The sequence below is a fragment of the Nocardioides taihuensis genome (assembly GCF_042657275.1).
In the GTDB taxonomy this organism is placed as follows: Bacteria; Actinomycetota; Actinomycetes; order Propionibacteriales; family Nocardioidaceae; genus Nocardioides; species Nocardioides taihuensis.
Map to the genome: position 1 here is coordinate 406,379 of NZ_JBHSKD010000004.1, position 15,795 is coordinate 422,173.

Below are 15,795 nucleotides of genomic sequence, written 5' to 3' on the forward strand. Positions count from 1 at the left end.
TCGAAGAGAAACCCCCGTCGCCACGCCGGTCCGTGCGCAAGTCGCTCGGATGGGTCGCCATCGCCGTCGGACTGGTCGTTGCCGTGGTGCTGGTTCTACTGAGCATCACGTCGGACACCGCACCCGAGCGGGTCGAGACCCCCGCCGACACCTCGCTGGTGGGTGTGCCTCAGTCGGCTGACGGCGCCGAGCGCTACCTCGCCGAACTCAGCCTGACCTGGCCGGTCGGTGTGCCTCAGTCGGCTGACGCCGCCGAGCGCTACCTCGCCGAACTCAGCCTGACCTGGCCGGTCGGTGTGCCTCAGTCGGCTGACGCCGCCGAGCGCTACCTCGCCGAACCCAAGTGAGAAGGGATGCTGAGAACTCGACGTCAGTGCGGTCAGTCGGGCCCCGGAGTCTCGGTCCGGAAGGTGGGCGATCGCACTGGCGTCGATGTCTGTCGCGGCTGTCGTCCCACCTGATGAGGGCCGACGGGCTGTTCACGGGCCGGACTGACTCGGCAAGACCGCGCACAACGCGGCCTGAGCGGACACCGATCGAGGCGACCCTCGACCGTCGACCGTTGCGTGCACCCTGCCCGTTACGGGTCGTGTGCCTGACAGCACCCTCTGAGGGGTTCTCAGGCACACGACCTGCTCCAATCGACACGCCCGTGCCGCAGGTCGGATGGCGGCATGGCGTTCCGCTCATACCGCACAGAGCGCGCCCTGCGGCCAGCCGGTCATGGGGCCAGCCCACAGCCGCACGTCCGCTCTCCAGAAGTGAGCGTGTCCGATCGCAGGGTCGGGCACCGACAGCGGCGAAGCCGCAAAGCCGCCCGGAGCCGACTGGCTCCTTCTGGATGCACTCAGCCCACCCCCGACGGACGGCAGGACGAAGCTGCCGGCGGGGGAGAAGCTCAGTGGCCGTGGCGCAGGGCGGCGTGGAGGTCCCAGTTGAGCCGGGAGATCACGTCGAGCGGGATCTCCTTGGGGCAGGCCGCGGTGCACTCGCCGATGTTGGTGCAGCCGCCGAAGCCCTCGTGGTCGTGCTGGGCGACCATGTTCACCACGCGGGTGTCGCGCTCGGCCTGGCCCTGGGGGAGCTCGCCGAGGTGGGTGATCTTCGCGCCGAGGAACAGCGACGCCGAGCCGTTGGGGCAGGCGGCCACGCAGGCGCCGCAGCCGATGCAGGTGGCGACGTCGAAGGCGCGGTCGGCCTTGTCCTTGGGCACCGGGGTGGCGTGCGCGTCGGGGGCGGCGCCCGTGTTGACCGAGATGTAGCCGCCCTGCTGGATGATCCGGTCGAAGGCGCTGCGGTCGACGCAGAGGTCCTTGAGCACCGGGAACGGGTCGGCGCGCCAGGGCTCGATGGTGATCGTGTCGCCGTCGTTGAAGGTCCGCATGTGCAGCTGGCAGGTCGTGGTGACCTCGGGGCCGTGCGCCTCGCCGTTGATCATCAGGCCGCACATGCCGCAGATGCCCTCGCGGCAGTCGGAGTCGAAGGCCACCGGCTCCTCGCCCTCGGTGTTGAGCTTCTCGTTGAGCACGTCGAGCATCTCGAGGAAGGACATGTCGGGCGAGACGTCGTCGAGCTCGTAGGTGTGCAGGCGCCCCTCGCTCACGCGGTCCGACTGGCGCCAGATCTTGAGGGTGACTCTCACTTGTACGACCTCTGCTTCATCTCGACGGACTCGTAGACCAGCTCTTCCTTGTGCAGCACCGGGACCTCGCCCTCGCCCGCCCACTCCCAGGCCGCCACGTAGGCGTACTGGTCGTCGTGGCGCAGCGCCTCGCCGTCCTCGGTCTGCGACTCCGCGCGGAAGTGGCCGCCGCAGGACTCGCGGCGGTTCAGCGCGTCGATGCACATCAGCTCGCCGAGCTCGAGGAAGTCGGCGACCCGGCCGGCCTTCTCCAGCGACTGGTTGAGGCTCTCGGCGCTGCCGAGCACCTTCACGTTGCGCCAGAAGTCGTCGCGCAGCGTGCGGATCAGGTCGATCGCCTTCTTCAGGCCGTCCTCGGTGCGCTCCATGCCGCAGAACTCCCACATGATGTTGCCGAGCTCGCGGTGGTAGGAGTCGACGCTGCGGGTGCCGTTGTTGCCCATGAAGTGGTCGATCCGCGCGCGGACCGACTGCTGCGCCTCGAGCACGGCCGGGTGGTCCTCGGGCACCTTGTCGAACGGACCCTCGGCGAGGTAGTCACGAATCGTGTTCGGCAGCACGAAGTAGCCGTCAGCCAGGCCCTGCATCAGCGCCGAGGCGCCGAGGCGGTTCGCGCCGTGGTCGGAGAAGTTGGCCTCGCCGGTCACGAACAGCCCCGGGATCGTCGACTGCAGGTCGTAGTCGACCCAGAGGCCGCCCATCACGTAGTGCACGGCGGGGTAGATCCGCATCGGGACCGCGTAGGGGTCCTCGCCCGTGATCCTGGCGTACATGTCGAAGAGGTTGCCGTACTTGCTCTCGATCGCGTCGCGCCCGAGCCGGTCGATGGCCTCCGCGAAGTCGAGGTAGACACCGCGCCGCACGCCCTCGACCTCGGGGCCGACGCCGCGGCCCTCGTCGCAGACGTTCTTGGCCTGCCGAGAAGCGATGTCGCGGGGGACCAGGTTGCCGAACGCCGGGTAGATCCGCTCGAGGTAGTAGTCGCGGTCCTCCTCGGGGATCTCGCGCGGGTCCTTGTCGCAGTCCGCCTTGTTCTTCGGCACCCAGATCCGGCCGTCGTTGCGCAGCGACTCGCTCATCAGCGTGAGCTTGGACTGGTGCGCGCCCGAGACCGGGATGCAGGTCGGGTGGATCTGCGTGTAGCAGGGGTTGGCCATGTAGGCGCCCTTGCGGTGCGCCCGCCAGGTCGCGGTGACGTTGCAGCCCATCGCGTTGGTCGAGAGGTAGAAGACGTTGCCGTAGCCGCCGGAGGCGAGCACGACGACGTCGGCGAAGTAGGTCTCGATCTCGCCGGTGACCATGTCGCGCACGATGATCCCGCGGGCGCGGCCGTCGACGACGATCAGCTCGACCATCTCGTGGCGCGTGTAGCACTTCACGGTGCCGGCGGCGACCTGGCGCTCGAGCGCCTGGTAGGCGCCGATCAGCAGCTGCTGGCCCGTCTGGCCGCGGGCGTAGAACGTGCGGGAGACCTGCACGCCGCCGAAGGAGCGGTTGTCGAGCAGGCCGCCGTACTCACGGGCGAACGGGACGCCCTGGGCCACGCACTGGTCGATGATGTTCACGCTCACCTGGGCGAGGCGGTAGACGTTCGACTCGCGGGAGCGGTAGTCGCCGCCCTTGATGGTGTCGTAGAAGAGGCGGTAGACGGAGTCGCCGTCGCCCTTGTAGTTCTTGGCCGCGTTGATGCCACCCTGGGCGGCGATCGAGTGCGCCCGGCGCGGGGAGTCCTGGTAGCAGAACGACTTCACGACGTAGCCGGCCTCGCCGAGCGTGGCCGCGGCCGAGGCGCCGGCCAGGCCGGTGCCGACCACGATCACCGAGAGGCGGCGGCGGTTGGCGGGGTTGGCGATGCGGGCCTCGAACTGGCGGGTGTTCCACCGCTCGTCGATCGGGCCGCCGGGGGCCTTCGTGTCGGCGATCGGGGCGCCGTGGACGTAGAAGCCGGCCGCGTCGTCGTACTGCTCGCCGCCGGGCTCGCGCGTGTGCGAGGCGTCGAAGGTGGTGGTGGTGTCGGGCATGTCGGTCATGTCGGTGCTCCTCGGGTGACTAGGAGATGACGCCGGCGAGCACGGCGAGCGGGACGAGCGAGAAGCCGCCGGCGATCACCACGGCGACGATCCAGCCGAGCGCCTTGGCGTTGCGCCGGGCGCGGGCGTTGTTGGTCAGGCCGAGGGTCTGCGCCGAGCTCCAGACACCGTGGTGGAGGTGCAGGCCCAGCGCGAGCATCGCGGCGAGGTAGATCAGCGTCATCCACCACACGCTGAAGGTGTCGACGACCAGCTGGTAGGGGTTGTTGGTCGGGCCGCCGTCGACGTTGACCTTGCCGATCGTGAAGTTGAGGAGGTGCCAGACGATGAAGAGCAGCAGCGCCACGCCGCCCCAGCGCATCCAGCGCGAGGAGAACGCCGAGTGGCGGTTCTTCTTCACCTGGTACTTGACCGTGCGGGCGCTGCCGGCGCGGCTCCACAGGATGAACGCGCAGGTCACGTGCACCACGACGGAGACGATCAGCCCGACCCGGATCACCCAGAGGAGTCCCTCGTGGGGGAGCATCGGCTCGCCGATCTCGCGGAGGTGCTCGGCGTAGAGGTTGAACGAGGCCTCGCCGGCGAACGCCTTGAGGTTCCCGTACATGTGCACGAGCACGAAGAGCACGAAGAGGATGCCGGTGACGGCCATCAGCATCTTCAGGACGATCGTCGAGCGCGACGCGCGAGCACCCTTGACCAGGTTCCGGGTCGGCACCCGGAGGGGCTCGGAAGAAGAGGTCGTTGCCACGACCCGACACGCTACCTGCCGTTCCCGGCCCGGAGCGCCGCGGGGAGTGTGACATTCCCCCGGGGAGGGTGCCCGTCTCGACGTCGGTGCCGGCTCAACGCCCGACGAGCCGGTGCAGCCGCCAGAAGCTGTCGCGGAACCCGAGCGCCCGCCACGCCCTCGAGGAGGTCAGGTTCGGTTCGCGCCAGTCCGTGACGAGCACGTCGTACGCCGGGTCGGTGCGGGCGTGGTCGAGCACCGCCTCGGCCACGGCGCGTCCGGCGCCGATGCCGCGCGCCTCCGGCAGCACGGCGGCGAAGGAGAGGAACCAGGCGCGCTCGGGACGGGCCGGTCCGGTGTGGGTGCTCGACTTCTCCAGCCGGCAGCAGCTCGCCGTGGCCACGACCCGGCCGCCGTGCTCGGCGACCACGTTGAGGAAGTCGGGGTTGTCGAAGTCCTCCTCCCAGTACGCCAGCGACTCCTCGTACGACGGGACCGCTGCGGCGCTGAAGGTCGGCGAGATCGCGTGGTGGCGGGGCAGCTCGAGGTCGAGCCGGGCCAGCACCGGGATGTCGTCGCGGGTCGGGGTGCGCACGACGAGGCCGTCGCGGACGGCCGGGGGCCGCGTCGGCGGCTCTCGCAGGGCGTGGGTCTGCTGGAGCCCGAAGCCGAGCCGGAACCACCCGTCGACCGCGGCTGCCTCGCTCGACGGCAGCAGCACGTAGTGGGCGGTGCGGCCCGCGTCGACCCACCGGGCGGCGGCCGCGGCATACAGCTCGCGCGTGGTCTCCGCTCCCTCGCCGTCGGCGGTGGCGTGGCCGGCCGAGTCGACGAAGACGTTCTCGCCCCACGCGGCACCGCTCCGGGGCGCACCCAGCAGGAACGCGACCGCCTCCCCGCCGCGCGTGGCGACGGCGCCCGAGGCGTCCTCGGCGGCCAGGGCCGCGGCGACCTCCGCCTCGGCGGCGCCGGCATCGTCGTACTGCGGGGACAGGAGCGGGTGGACCGCCCGGTGCCGGCGGTGCCGTGCCGCGAGGAGCCGGCCGGCGTCGGCCAGGTCGTCCTCGGTGAAGGGGTGCGTCTCGAGCCGGACCATGAGGTCCACGCTAGGGCGCGCCGGCGTGACCTGCACCCGGGGTAGGGCGCGTCGTGGACCGGCAAGTCTCGGTACACGTTCGCTCAACCCTGCTGACGCGGGTCGTCGTAGCACTAGCGTTCGTGCATGACGGTTGCGCGATGAAGCTTCTACGACGGCTGGCGGTCCTCCTGGTCGCCGGATCGGTGGTGGCGACCGCGGCCGCTTCGCAGGTATCGGCGGTGACCGACTCCGCGCCCCCGACGTCCCCAGCGGGTGACGGCCCGTTGGCACGCGCCACGGGTGAGACTCTGGTGATGAACGGCGGGGACGTCATTGCTCCCGCCCGCCCCGTTCCCCTGCGGGCGTTCCGCGCACTCGGCTCGGCGTGGACCACGATCGACGTCGACGCTCTGGCACAAGTCCCGAGCACGGGTCTCGGTGCCGTGCTCCTCGAGGCCGCGAGCAGTCGAGCGGGTGGCCGCGGGACGGTGCTCGTCCGCCCCGAAGGCTCCGACGGTGATGGTGTGGCGCTCCTGCGCCACACGCAGTCGGGGGGTCGCGGACTGGCGCTCGTCAAGGTCGGACTCGGCGGTCGGGTCGAGGTGCGCAGCACTGCCGGCGGGCCGCGCACGGCAGTCCGCATGGTCGCGTGGGTTCCCGAGACGTCTCTGCTGACGGTGCCGGAGTCGACCCCGCCCGAGCAGTCGCTCAGCCTCACGTCGGTCGCTCAGGAGGTGGCTCTCGACGTCCCGCCCGCGGCCACGGCCGTCGTTGTGCAGCTCACCACCACGTCGAGCAGGGCAGGGCGGCTGGCCACGTGGACGACCGGGCTCGCCGCGCCCGCGAACGGCGAGGCGTTCGGTCGCGGAACGTCGTCCTTCCTCCAGGTTGTGCGTCCGGACGCCGATGACACGATCTCGCTTCGCGCGCTCTCGGGAGAGGCAACGGTGGGGGTCCGGGTCCTCGGTTGGGCGACCGGCGAGAGCGTGGTCACGAGCCGAGGCACCACCACGACACTCCTGAACGCCGCGCCGGGCGGGGTGCGCAGGCTGCGGCTCTCCGACGTGGCAGGGGTGCCTGCGGGCACGCAGGACACCTGGGTGAGCGTTGCGGCGCCGAGGGGTGCCACGGTCAGGCTGTGGGGGAACAGCAAGGGGACGGGCGCGCCGCTCCACAGCTGGCAGTCGACCGGCTCGGCGGTCTCGTTGCTCCTGCCCGTGCCGCGATCGGGAACGGCGGCGATCCAGGTGAGTGGCACCCGCGGCCGCACGCGGGTGCTCGCGAACGGCTTCGACACCGTCGCCGGTAACCAGAAGGTCACCCTGAGACCGCGCACCGGGACCAGCCTGCTCGGGGCTTCCGACGTCGCGTCGTACGACGGGACCACCCTGGCGCTGACGGCGACCGCTGATCCGCTGACCGGCGGCGGCCACGTCCTGCTGCGCGACGACACCGGTATGCCGCGGGTGCTGAGCGTGACCGAGGTGAGCGGCACTCCTGGTGCCCAGACGGCTCTCGTCGAGGATGCCACCCTGCGGGACGCCTTCGCGGACGCCCGGATCAGCTACCGCGGGCACCTCGGTCCGTCCGATGGCTCACGACCCGGCTCGGCCGCACGCGGCGGTGGCGCCGTCGCCCTGTCCCTCGCGCTGGGCAACTGGTCGTGCTCCGTCGGTGGGTCGACGCCCGCGTTCTCGGCGAGCTACAGCGGCAACGCGAACCTCGACGTCAACCTGTCCGCCGGGACGGTGGACTTCAGTCTCAAGGGCAGCCTCACCACCGGGGTCGACCTGGCCGCCGACCAAGCAGTGTCGTGCACCTACGAGAACACCGGTCTGTTGCAGGTCCCGCTCGGTGCTACCCCACTGGTGGTGAAGCTGGGGCCCACCGCAACCCTCAGCGTCACCCCGTTCGGCAGCGACACGTCGAGGCTGGCGCTGTCGGCCACTGAACGGATCTACGCGTCGCTGTACCACGACGGGAACGACCCCGTCGTCGGCAAGGCGCTCTCGGCCACGGGGTCCAGCTCCTCGGAGCTGAACCGCGGGTCGGCGCAGTTCGACATCGGCGTCAAGGTCGCGGTCGGACCGGCGTCGGTCGGCGAGCTCGAGCTCGGGCCGGAGGCGTCCGCGACCGTGGGGGCCTCCTACCAGCTCGGCACGCCGGATCCGTCCGACGACCCGTTCCACCGCTCGCTCGCCGGCCCGCACTGCACGGACCTGACGAACACGCTCTTCCTGAGCTTCGGTGCGTCCCTGCTGATCCCGCTCCTGCCCGACGTCAGTCTCGACATCGCCCGCTTCGACACCCCCAAGGTGTTCCTCCACAAGGGGCCGTGCGTGGGGTACGCGGGCACCATCACGTACCACCACGTCGGCAGCAACGTTCAGGGCGCCGTGAGCTGCGCCGAGACCGACGAGCCCTGCTCGGACTGGAACCACACGGTCGTGAAGACCCTGGTCCCGCAGCCGGCGAGCTTCGAGGGCCAGGGCTACGTGAGGCAGCCCTACTCGTGGACGTGGTCGGGTCAGGAGCACGCGTACCAGAAGAACTACGACGGTGCCTGGCAGGCGCTGTGCACGGAGAGCACGTCCTACAGCGGGTCCGGACTTCGCAGCTGGCCCGAGGAGGACGAGCTGCCCGAGGGATGGCCGGCGCCGAGCTTCCTCTCGGGCACCGGCCCCGGGGTGCAGACGCAGGGGCAGATGGCGGTGTCGCTGGGGAGGGGGACGTTCAACCGCACCACCGTCGTCCAGCAGGAGGGCGGAGAGAACTTCTGCAGCCCCAGCGGCTCGGGGTCCTCGTGGCTGCCCGGGGTCGAGCTCGTGACGGAGGAGGTGGGTGGGTTCCTGATCTCCATGCCGACCGTGGCACTGACGCTGACGGGCCAACCCGGTGACGCCTCCTACGCGGAGGTCAACCTGACCCGTCAGGAGTTCGCACGCGACTGACGTCACCGATCGCGGGCTCGTGGCGGAGAGAGGCTCAGCGGGGCAGCCGTACCCGCATCGTGGTGCCGCCGTCGCCCGACTCGATCTCCATGCTCCCGCGGTGCCGCTCGACCACGATCCGGCGGGCGATGTCGAGGCCGAGGCCGGTGCCCCGGCCGACCTCCTTGGTGGTGAAGAACGCGTCGAACGCCCGCGCGGCCACCTCGCTCGGCATCCCCGCGCCGGTGTCGACCACCTCGACCACGACGGCGTCGGGCTCGCCTCGGGCGACGACCCGGAGCACCCGGGTCCGGTCGACCTCGGTCATCGCGTCCACCGCGTTGTCCACGAGGTTGGTCCACACCTGGTTGAGCTCGCCGGCGTTGGCCTCGATCCGCGGCAGGTCCGCGGCGTACTCGCGCTCGACCTGCACGTCGGCGCCGCGCAGCTTGTGGCCGAGCATGACGAGCGTGCTCTCGAGGCCCTCGGTGACGTCCACGCTCTGCTGGGTGGCGACGTCGACCTGCGTGTAGGAGCGTACGGCGGAGACCAGCTGCGAGACGCGGCCGGTGGCCTCCCGGATCTCGGCGAGCAGGGCGGTCGCGGTCGACGTGCCGGCCACCCACGCCAGCGCGGGGCCCAGGCTCGACGCCGGCAGCGCGTCGGCCAGCCTGGCGCACCAGGCCCGGTCGACGCCGGCGCCGGCCAGCGCCGACGCCAGCCGCCAGGCGTCGGCGACGCCGCGACCGTCGAGCCACTCCGCGAGCTCCTCCTCGGCGTCGGCCAGCGCCAGTGCGTCGGGTACGACGGGCCGCAGCGGCAGCTCGGCACGCAGGGTGTCGAGCGCCAGGAAGTGGTCGGCGGAGATGTCCTCGCGAGCGAGGCGACCGAGCGCGGCGAGCAGCTCCGACGACGTGCGCTCGAGCGCGTCGACGGCGCGGGAGGCGGCCGCGGCCGGGTTGTTGAGCTCGTGGGCGAGGCCGGCCGCGAGCGTGCCGAGGGTGACCAGGGCGTCGCGCTGCCGGGCGGTCGACTCGATGCTGCGGGCGGTGGCCGAGAAGCCGCCGATCAGGTGCACGGCCGGGGGGAACCACTCCTGGACCCACGCCCGCAGGACCGGCGCCGGCACCTTCAGCAGGCGCCCGGGGGTGATGCCCCGGCCCGTGGCGAGGTAGGAGCCGTGCTCGTCCCACGCGCGGAAGCCGCCGGCCCACCGGCCCGGCACGTCCATCCGCCCGACGACCGTGTCCTCCTTGCCGACGTGCCGCACCAGCTCGAGCGCGCCGTCGACGACGACCCACCAGGCGTCGGCCGGCTCACCCTCGCGGAAGGCGTCGACACCGGGCTCGATCGCCACGACCTCCGCGCCGGCGACGAGCTCGTCGAGCTGCTCGTCGGTCAGGCCGCGGAACAGGTCCATCGCCCGCAGCGCGTCGAGCAACCCGTCGTGCGTAGCGCTCATCAGGTCGCCGCCAGGTAGCGGTGCACGAGGTAGACCGCCATCGCGCCCTCGCCGACCGCCGACGCGACCCGCTTCATGGAGTCGAGCCGCACGTCGCCGGCCGCGAACACCCCGGGCACGTTCGTCTCCAGGGCGTACGGCGGGCGGGCCAGGGGCCACGACGGCCGCGGGTCGCGGAGCGAGAGGTCGGAGCCGGTGACCAGGAACCCCTGCGGGGTGCGGGCGACCTCGTCGCCCACCCAGTCGGTGCGCGGCTGCGCCCCGATGAAGACGAAGAGCCACCCGGCCGGAACCTCCTCGCAGGCGCCGGTGTCGAGGTCCTGCAGCACCAGCGACTCGAGGTGCTCCGAGCCGCGCACGGAGCCCACGACCGTCCGGTGCCGCACCTCGATGGTGGGGTGGGCGAGGATCCGCTCCACGAGGTAGCTCGACATCGACGCGGCCAGGTCAGGCCCCCGCACCACCATCACCACGCGCTTGGCGTGCCGAGCCAGGTTGAGGGCGGCCTGGCCGGCGGAGTTGGCCGCCCCGACGACGTACACCTCGTCGCCCTCGACCTGCGGCGCGTCCCCGGCGTTGGCGCCGTAGAACACCCCGCGCCCCGTGAGCCCGTCGGCGCCCTCGGCGTCGAGCCGTCGGTAGGAGACGCCCGAGGCGACGATCACCGAGCGGGCCTCGATGTCGCCGCCGCCGGCCAGCAGCACCGCCCGCACGGGGCCCCGCTCCTCGAGACCCACGACGTCGCGCGCAAGCACCATCTCGGCACCGAAGCGCGAGGCCTGCGCAATCGCCCGCTGCGTCAGGTCGGCGCCGCTGAGGCCCTTGGGGAAGCCGAGGTAGTTCTCGATCGCGGCACTCTGCCCCGCCTGCCCGCCGGGCGCCTCGCGCTCGACCACGACGGTCCGCAGGCCCTCCGACGCGGCGTACACCGCCGCTGCGAGCCCGGCCGGCCCCGCGCCGACGATGCACACGTCGTACAGCGGCTGCTCCGGCATGGTCCGCAGCCCGAGCGCGTCGGCGAGGTCGCGGCTGGTGGGGGAGCGCAGCGGCTCCGCGTCGGTCACCAGCACCAGCGGCAGCTCGTCGGGCGTGGCTCCGGAGAGCGCCACCAGCCGCTGCGCCTCCTCGTCGCGCTCGACGTCGAGCCAGCGGTACGGCACGTGGTTGCGGGCCAGGAACGTCTTCACCTCGTGGCTGCGGTCCGACCAGCGGTGCCCGACCACGCGGACGTCGGTGGTGGCCTCGGGGTTCTCGGCACGCCAGTCGCCGAGCAGGTCGTCGACGACGGGGTAGAGGCGCTGGTCGGGCGGGTCCCACGGCTTGAGCAGGTAGTAGTCGAGCCCGATCTCGTTGATCGCCCGGATCGCGACCTCGGTGTCGGCGTACGCCGTGAGCAGGAGGAACTTCGCCCCCGGCACGACGCCGCGGGCGCGCTCGAGCAGCTCGATCCCGGTCATCCGCGGCATCCGCTGGTCGGTGACGACGAGCGCGACCGGGCGGTCCTGGAGGGTGAGCCTGGTCAGCACCTCCAGCGCCGCGTCGCCGGAGGTCGCCCGCACGACGCGGTAGTCCTCGCCGTACCTCTCGCGCAGGTCGCGCGCGAGCGCCTGCGAGACGAGGTCGTCGTCGTCGACGGTCAGGATGGTCGGTCGGGCCATGGGCTACCTCGTGGGGTGGCGTCGTCCCGAGAAGGAGCGGTGTCGGCTTTCTGGCCCGACCCTACGTCGACTCGCGACCGGCGGGGGAGCGCCCGCGGGTCGGGATTCCCCGGTGTGGCCCCTTTCGTTCCGGGGCCCGGGAGGTAAGACTGCAACCCGTTGCAGTCAGCCCCGCGCGAGACCGGAGGCATGACCACTCGAGAGGACGGCGATGTCGACAGGTGTGACCGGGCCCGGCCGGGCCGCGATCGAGGCGAGGACGTTGCGGACCGACCGGTGGTGGATCTCACCGCTGGTCACCTTCGTGGTCTTCTCGGCGTTCGTCGTCTACGCCACCTGGCGGGCGTTCGCGGGTGCCTACTACTACGCCTCGCCCTACCTGTCGCCGTTCTACTCGCCATGCCTGGGTGACTGCGTCGAGGGCGCGTCCGACTTCGGCCAGCCCTTCGCGGGCTTCCCGCTCTCCGCGGCGCTGATCATCCTGATCTTCCCGCTCGGCTTCCGGATGACCTGCTACTACTACCGCAAGGCCTACTACCGCGCCTTCTGGCTCTCCCCGCCCGCCTGCGCGGTCGCCGAGCCGCACGCGAAGTACTCCGGGGAGACGCGGTTCCCGCTGATCCTGCAGAACATCCACCGCTACTTCTGGTACGCCGCGATCGTGGTCGCGCTGATCCTCAGCTACGACACGGTGCTGGCCTTCCGCAACGAGGAGCGCGAGTGGGGCCACATGGGCCTCGGGACCGTGCTGATGCTGGTCAACATCGTCTTCATCTGGCTCTACACGCTCTCGTGCCACTCCTGCCGGCACGCCGTCGGCGGACGGCTGCGCCACTTCTCCAAGCACCCGGTGCGCTACCAGCTCTGGACCTGGGTGTCGAAGATGAACGCCCACCACGCGCGGTACGCGTGGATCTCCCTGTTCTCGGTGGCCTTCGTGGACCTCTACGTCTACCTCCTCGCCAAGGGCACCATCACCGACCTGAGGTTCTTCTGAACCACCCCACGACGTTGCTCACTCCTCCGCTTCGCTCCCCCGCTCACAACGCCGCGGGGACCCCGGAAAGGGTTTTGAATGGCTCGGCCTGAAACGCGACACCCCATGACCGGCAACCAGATGTCCGGAACCGCGCCCGGCGGCCTGGAGATGCACGCGTACGACGTGGTCGTGATCGGCGCGGGTGGCGCCGGCCTGCGGGCCGCCATCGCCGCGCACGACGCCGGCGCCCGCACCGCGATCGTCTGCAAGTCGCTGCTGGGCAAGGCGCACACGGTGATGGCCGAGGGCGGCATCGCCGCGGCCATGGGCAACCGCTGGCCCGAGGACAACTGGGAGGTGCACTTCCGCGACACCATGCGTGGCGGGAAGATGCTCAACAACTGGCGGATGGCGCAGCTGCACGCGCAGGAGGCGCCCGAGCGGGTCCAGGAGCTCGAGGACTGGGGCGCGCTCTTCGACCGCACCGAGGACGGCCTGATCTCCCAGCGCGACTTCGGCGGCCACCGCTACGCGCGGCTCGCGCACGTCGGTGACCGCACCGGCCTCGAGATGATCCGCACCCTCCAGCAGCGGGCGGTCGCGCTCGGGATCGACGTCTTCATGGAGTGCACGGTCACCGAGCTCTTCAAGACCGACGGCGCGATCAGCGGCGCCTTCGCCTACTGGCGCGAGACCGGCCGGTTCGTGGTGTTCGAGGCGCCCTCGGTGGTGCTCGCGACCGGCGGCATCGGCAAGTCGTTCAAGGTGACCTCGAACTCCTGGGAGTACACCGGTGACGGCCATGCGCTCGCCCTGCGGGCCGGGGCGTCGCTGATCAACATGGAGTTCGTCCAGTTCCACCCCACCGGCATGGTGTGGCCGCCCTCGGTGAAGGGGTTGCTGGTCACGGAGTCGGTACGCGGCGACGGCGGCATCCTGCGCAACTCCGAGGGCAAGCGGTTCATGTTCGACTACATCCCGGAGTTCTTCAAGGCCGAGACCGCCGACAACGAGGAGGAGGCGGACCGGTGGTACGACGACAAGAAGAACAACCGTCGTCCCCCCGAGCTGCTGCCGCGTGACGAGGTCGCCCGCGCCATCAACTCCGAGATCAAGGCCGGACGCGGGTCACCGCACGGCGGCATCTACCTCGACATCGCCTCGCGGCGCAGCCCGGAGTTCATCCGCAAGCGGCTGCCGTCGATGTACCACCAGTTCAAGGAGCTGGCGGACGTCGACATCACCGCAGAGCCGATGGAGATCGGCCCCACCTGCCACTACGTGATGGGCGGCGTCGAGGTCGACGCGGACACCGAGCTGTCCGGGGTCACCGGGCTCTACGCCGTCGGCGAGTGCTCGGGCGGCATGCACGGCTCCAACCGCCTGGGCGGCAACTCGCTGTCCGACCTGCTCGTCTTCGGCCGGCGGGCCGGCGAGGCCGCCGCGGCGTACGCCGCAGGGCTGGGCTCGCACCCGAGCGTCGCGCCGGAGGACCTCACCACCGCACAGGCGGCCGCGCTCGCGCCGTTCGACTCCGAGGGCGGCGAGAACCCGTACTCCATCCAGCAGGACCTCCAGCAGTCGATGAACGACCTGGTCGGGATCATCCGCAACGGTCACGAGCTGGCGCAGTCGCTGGAGGAGATCGAGGCGTTCAAGGAGCGCGCGAAGCACCTCTCCGTCGAGGGGCACCGGCAGTACAACCCCGGCTGGCACCTCGCCCTCGACCTGCGCAACATGCTGCTGGTCTCGGAGTGCATCGCGAAGGCGGCGCTGGCACGCGAGGAGTCGCGCGGCGGCCACACCCGCGACGACTTCCCGAAGACCTCGCCCGAGTGGGGGACGAAGAACCTCGTGCTCACCCTCAACAGCAGCGGGGAAGGCGTCGACATCGCCGAGAAGCCGCTGCCGGTCATGCCCGACGAGCTCCAGACGTACTTCCAGGAGGCCTGAGATGGGCTACGAGCTGAAGATGCGCATCTGGCGCGGTGACGCCGACGGCGGTGACCTCGGCGACTACACCGTCGAGGTGTCCGAGGGCGAGGTCGTGCTCGACGCGCTGCACCGCGTGCAGGCCACGCAGGCCGGGGACCTCGCGATCCGCTGGAACTGCAAGGCCGGCAAGTGCGGCTCGTGCAGCGCCGAGATCAACGGCCGCCCGCGGCTGCTGTGCATGACCCGCCTCTCCGACTTCGAGCCGGGCGAGACGATCACGGTCACCCCGATGCGCAGCTTCCCGGTGATCCGCGACCTGGTCACCGACGTGTCGTTCAACTACGAGAAGGCGCGCGAGCTGCCGTCGTTCGCCCCGCCGCCGCGCGACGCCGACGGCAAGCGGCGGATGGCGCAGATCGACGTCGAGCGGGGCCAGGAGTTCCGCAAGTGCATCGAGTGCTTCCTGTGCCAGAACACCTGCCACGTCGTCCGTGACCACGAGGAGAACAAGCCCGCGTTCGCCGGCCCGCGGTTCTTCCTGCGCTACGCCGAGCTCGACATGCACCCGCTCGACACCCACGACCGGCGCGAGCTTGCGCAGGGGGCGGCGGGGATCGGGATGTGCAACATCACCAAGTGCTGCACGGAGGTCTGCCCCGAGGGCATCAAGATCACCGACAACGCGATCATCCCGATGAAGGAGCGCGTGGTCGACCGCAAGTTCGACCCGCTGGTGTGGCTGGGGAGCAAGATCGGGATCCGCAACAAGGACTACGACGGGCGCACGGAGGTCTGAGGTGGTCTTCGCGAACGCCGGCTCGCTCGGGGCCGCGCCGGGTCGGCGCGACGAGCTGGTGACCCACCTGACCCGGCACAGCCCCCGGCTCGAGCAGGCCGGCTGCCTCCTCTACGAGGTCGGTGTCGACGACGACGACCCCGACACGGTGTACGTCGTCGAGCTCTGGACGAGCGCGGAGGCACACCGGGCGTCGCTCCAGCTGCCCGAGGTGCAGGCCTCGATCGCCGAGGCCAGGCCGCTGCTGTCGGGCACCTTCGGCGGCTTCCGCTTCGAGGTCGTCGGCTCGCCGCTGCGCACGGAGGCGTAGCCGCCGCCACGGCCGTAGGTCGAGCCTTGTCGAGACCGCTCATCATGAGCAAGGGCGCGCAGAACGCGACGGTCCCTCAGCTTTCCCACTGCTGCCGCGGGTCAGTCCCTCGGTCATGGCACCCAGCGTTCGCGTGGGCGGACCCATGGTTGCGCCTGTCGCGGCTCACGCGCCGCGAACCGGACCTGAATGCGAGTGCCCTCGTTCGACCACCTCGCGGCTGCCCGGTACGCGGCATGAGTAGA

Annotated in this window: 12 protein-coding genes; 6 read left to right on the forward strand and 6 right to left on the reverse strand. The window is 71.1% G+C overall.

Annotated elements, in window-relative coordinates; all coding sequences use genetic code 11:
• The first annotated feature begins 32 nt into the window (after positions 1-32).
• Entirely contained in the window at positions 33-347 is a 315-nt protein-coding gene (locus ACFPGP_RS05140; protein ID WP_378587746.1) for a hypothetical protein, read from the forward strand.
• Between the two features lie 551 nt (positions 348-898).
• On the opposite strand, the gene ACFPGP_RS05145 is transcribed toward ACFPGP_RS05140, so the two are convergent.
• From ACFPGP_RS05145 to ACFPGP_RS05160, 4 genes are all read right to left on the reverse strand, one after another.
• The gene (locus tag ACFPGP_RS05145; protein ID WP_378587749.1) at positions 899-1,642 is read right to left on the reverse strand and encodes a succinate dehydrogenase/fumarate reductase iron-sulfur subunit; all 744 of its coding nucleotides are present in this window, start codon (positions 1,640-1,642) and stop codon (positions 899-901) included.
• The gene (locus tag ACFPGP_RS05150) at positions 1,639-3,663 is read right to left on the reverse strand and encodes a fumarate reductase/succinate dehydrogenase flavoprotein subunit (protein WP_378588100.1); all 2,025 of its coding nucleotides are present in this window, start codon (positions 3,661-3,663) and stop codon (positions 1,639-1,641) included. Before ACFPGP_RS05150 ends, ACFPGP_RS05145 begins: the two co-directional genes overlap by 4 nt.
• Positions 3,664-3,691: 28 nt before the next feature.
• Positions 3,692-4,423 (reverse strand): succinate dehydrogenase cytochrome b subunit, encoded by a 732-nt coding sequence (locus ACFPGP_RS05155; protein WP_378587752.1) that lies wholly within the window; start codon positions 4,421-4,423, stop codon positions 3,692-3,694.
• Between the two features lie 94 nt (positions 4,424-4,517).
• Complete coding sequence (locus ACFPGP_RS05160; protein WP_378587755.1) at positions 4,518-5,498, reverse strand: GNAT family N-acetyltransferase; 981 nt, start codon at positions 5,496-5,498, stop codon at positions 4,518-4,520.
• Positions 5,499-5,794: 296 nt separating this feature from the next.
• Between ACFPGP_RS05160 and ACFPGP_RS05165 the strand changes: the two genes are divergently transcribed.
• Positions 5,795-8,431, forward strand: a complete 2,637-nt coding sequence (locus tag ACFPGP_RS05165) for a hypothetical protein (RefSeq protein WP_378587758.1) — start codon at positions 5,795-5,797, stop codon at positions 8,429-8,431.
• Between the two features lie 34 nt (positions 8,432-8,465).
• On the opposite strand, the gene ACFPGP_RS05170 is transcribed toward ACFPGP_RS05165, so the two are convergent.
• The gene (locus ACFPGP_RS05170) at positions 8,466-9,872 is read right to left on the reverse strand and encodes a sensor histidine kinase (protein WP_378587761.1); all 1,407 of its coding nucleotides are present in this window, start codon (positions 9,870-9,872) and stop codon (positions 8,466-8,468) included.
• Positions 9,872-11,530, reverse strand: coding sequence for an FAD-dependent oxidoreductase (locus ACFPGP_RS05175; protein ID WP_378587764.1), 1,659 nt, complete (start codon positions 11,528-11,530; stop codon positions 9,872-9,874). The genes ACFPGP_RS05170 and ACFPGP_RS05175 overlap by 1 nt, the downstream gene beginning before the upstream one ends.
• A gap of 211 nt (positions 11,531-11,741) precedes the next feature.
• On the opposite strand from ACFPGP_RS05175, the gene ACFPGP_RS05180 reads away from it, so the two are divergent.
• The 4 genes from ACFPGP_RS05180 (at position 11,742) to ACFPGP_RS05195 (ending at position 15,550) form a co-directional block, all read left to right on the forward strand.
• Positions 11,742-12,527 carry a hypothetical protein gene (locus tag ACFPGP_RS05180; protein ID WP_378587767.1) on the forward strand — a complete coding sequence of 262 codons (786 nt, stop codon included), beginning with the start codon at positions 11,742-11,744 and terminating at the stop codon, positions 12,525-12,527.
• 105 nt (positions 12,528-12,632) lie between these two features.
• Positions 12,633-14,462: a fumarate reductase/succinate dehydrogenase flavoprotein subunit gene (locus tag ACFPGP_RS05185; RefSeq protein ID WP_378587770.1), complete on the forward strand. Its 1,830-nt coding sequence runs from the start codon at positions 12,633-12,635 to the stop codon at positions 14,460-14,462.
• Between the two features lies 1 nt (position 14,463).
• The gene (locus ACFPGP_RS05190) at positions 14,464-15,240 is read left to right on the forward strand and encodes a succinate dehydrogenase/fumarate reductase iron-sulfur subunit (protein ID WP_378587773.1); all 777 of its coding nucleotides are present in this window, start codon (positions 14,464-14,466) and stop codon (positions 15,238-15,240) included.
• A 1-nt stretch (position 15,241) separates the two neighbouring features.
• Entirely contained in the window at positions 15,242-15,550 is a 309-nt protein-coding gene (locus ACFPGP_RS05195; RefSeq protein ID WP_378587776.1) for a putative quinol monooxygenase, read from the forward strand.
• Positions 15,551-15,795: the final 245 nt, after the last annotated feature.

What these genes read in the sequence shown, in the direction of transcription:
- ACFPGP_RS05150 (WP_378588100.1), bottom strand. Translation starts at nt 3,663, where the DNA reads ATGCCCGACACCACCACCACCTTCGACGCCTCGCACACGCGCGAGCCC.
- ACFPGP_RS05175 (WP_378587764.1), bottom strand. Translation starts at nt 11,530, where the DNA reads ATGGCCCGACCGACCATCCTGACCGTCGACGACGACGACCTCGTCTCG.
- ACFPGP_RS05190 (WP_378587773.1), top strand. Translation starts at nt 14,464, where the DNA reads ATGGGCTACGAGCTGAAGATGCGCATCTGGCGCGGTGACGCCGACGGC.
- ACFPGP_RS05165 (WP_378587758.1), top strand. Translation starts at nt 5,795, where the DNA reads ATGAACGGCGGGGACGTCATTGCTCCCGCCCGCCCCGTTCCCCTGCGG.
- ACFPGP_RS05160 (WP_378587755.1), bottom strand. Translation starts at nt 5,498, where the DNA reads ATGGTCCGGCTCGAGACGCACCCCTTCACCGAGGACGACCTGGCCGAC.
- ACFPGP_RS05180 (WP_378587767.1), top strand. Translation starts at nt 11,742, where the DNA reads ATGTCGACAGGTGTGACCGGGCCCGGCCGGGCCGCGATCGAGGCGAGG.
- ACFPGP_RS05185 (WP_378587770.1), top strand. Translation starts at nt 12,633, where the DNA reads ATGACCGGCAACCAGATGTCCGGAACCGCGCCCGGCGGCCTGGAGATG.
- ACFPGP_RS05170 (WP_378587761.1), bottom strand. Translation starts at nt 9,872, where the DNA reads ATGAGCGCTACGCACGACGGGTTGCTCGACGCGCTGCGGGCGATGGAC.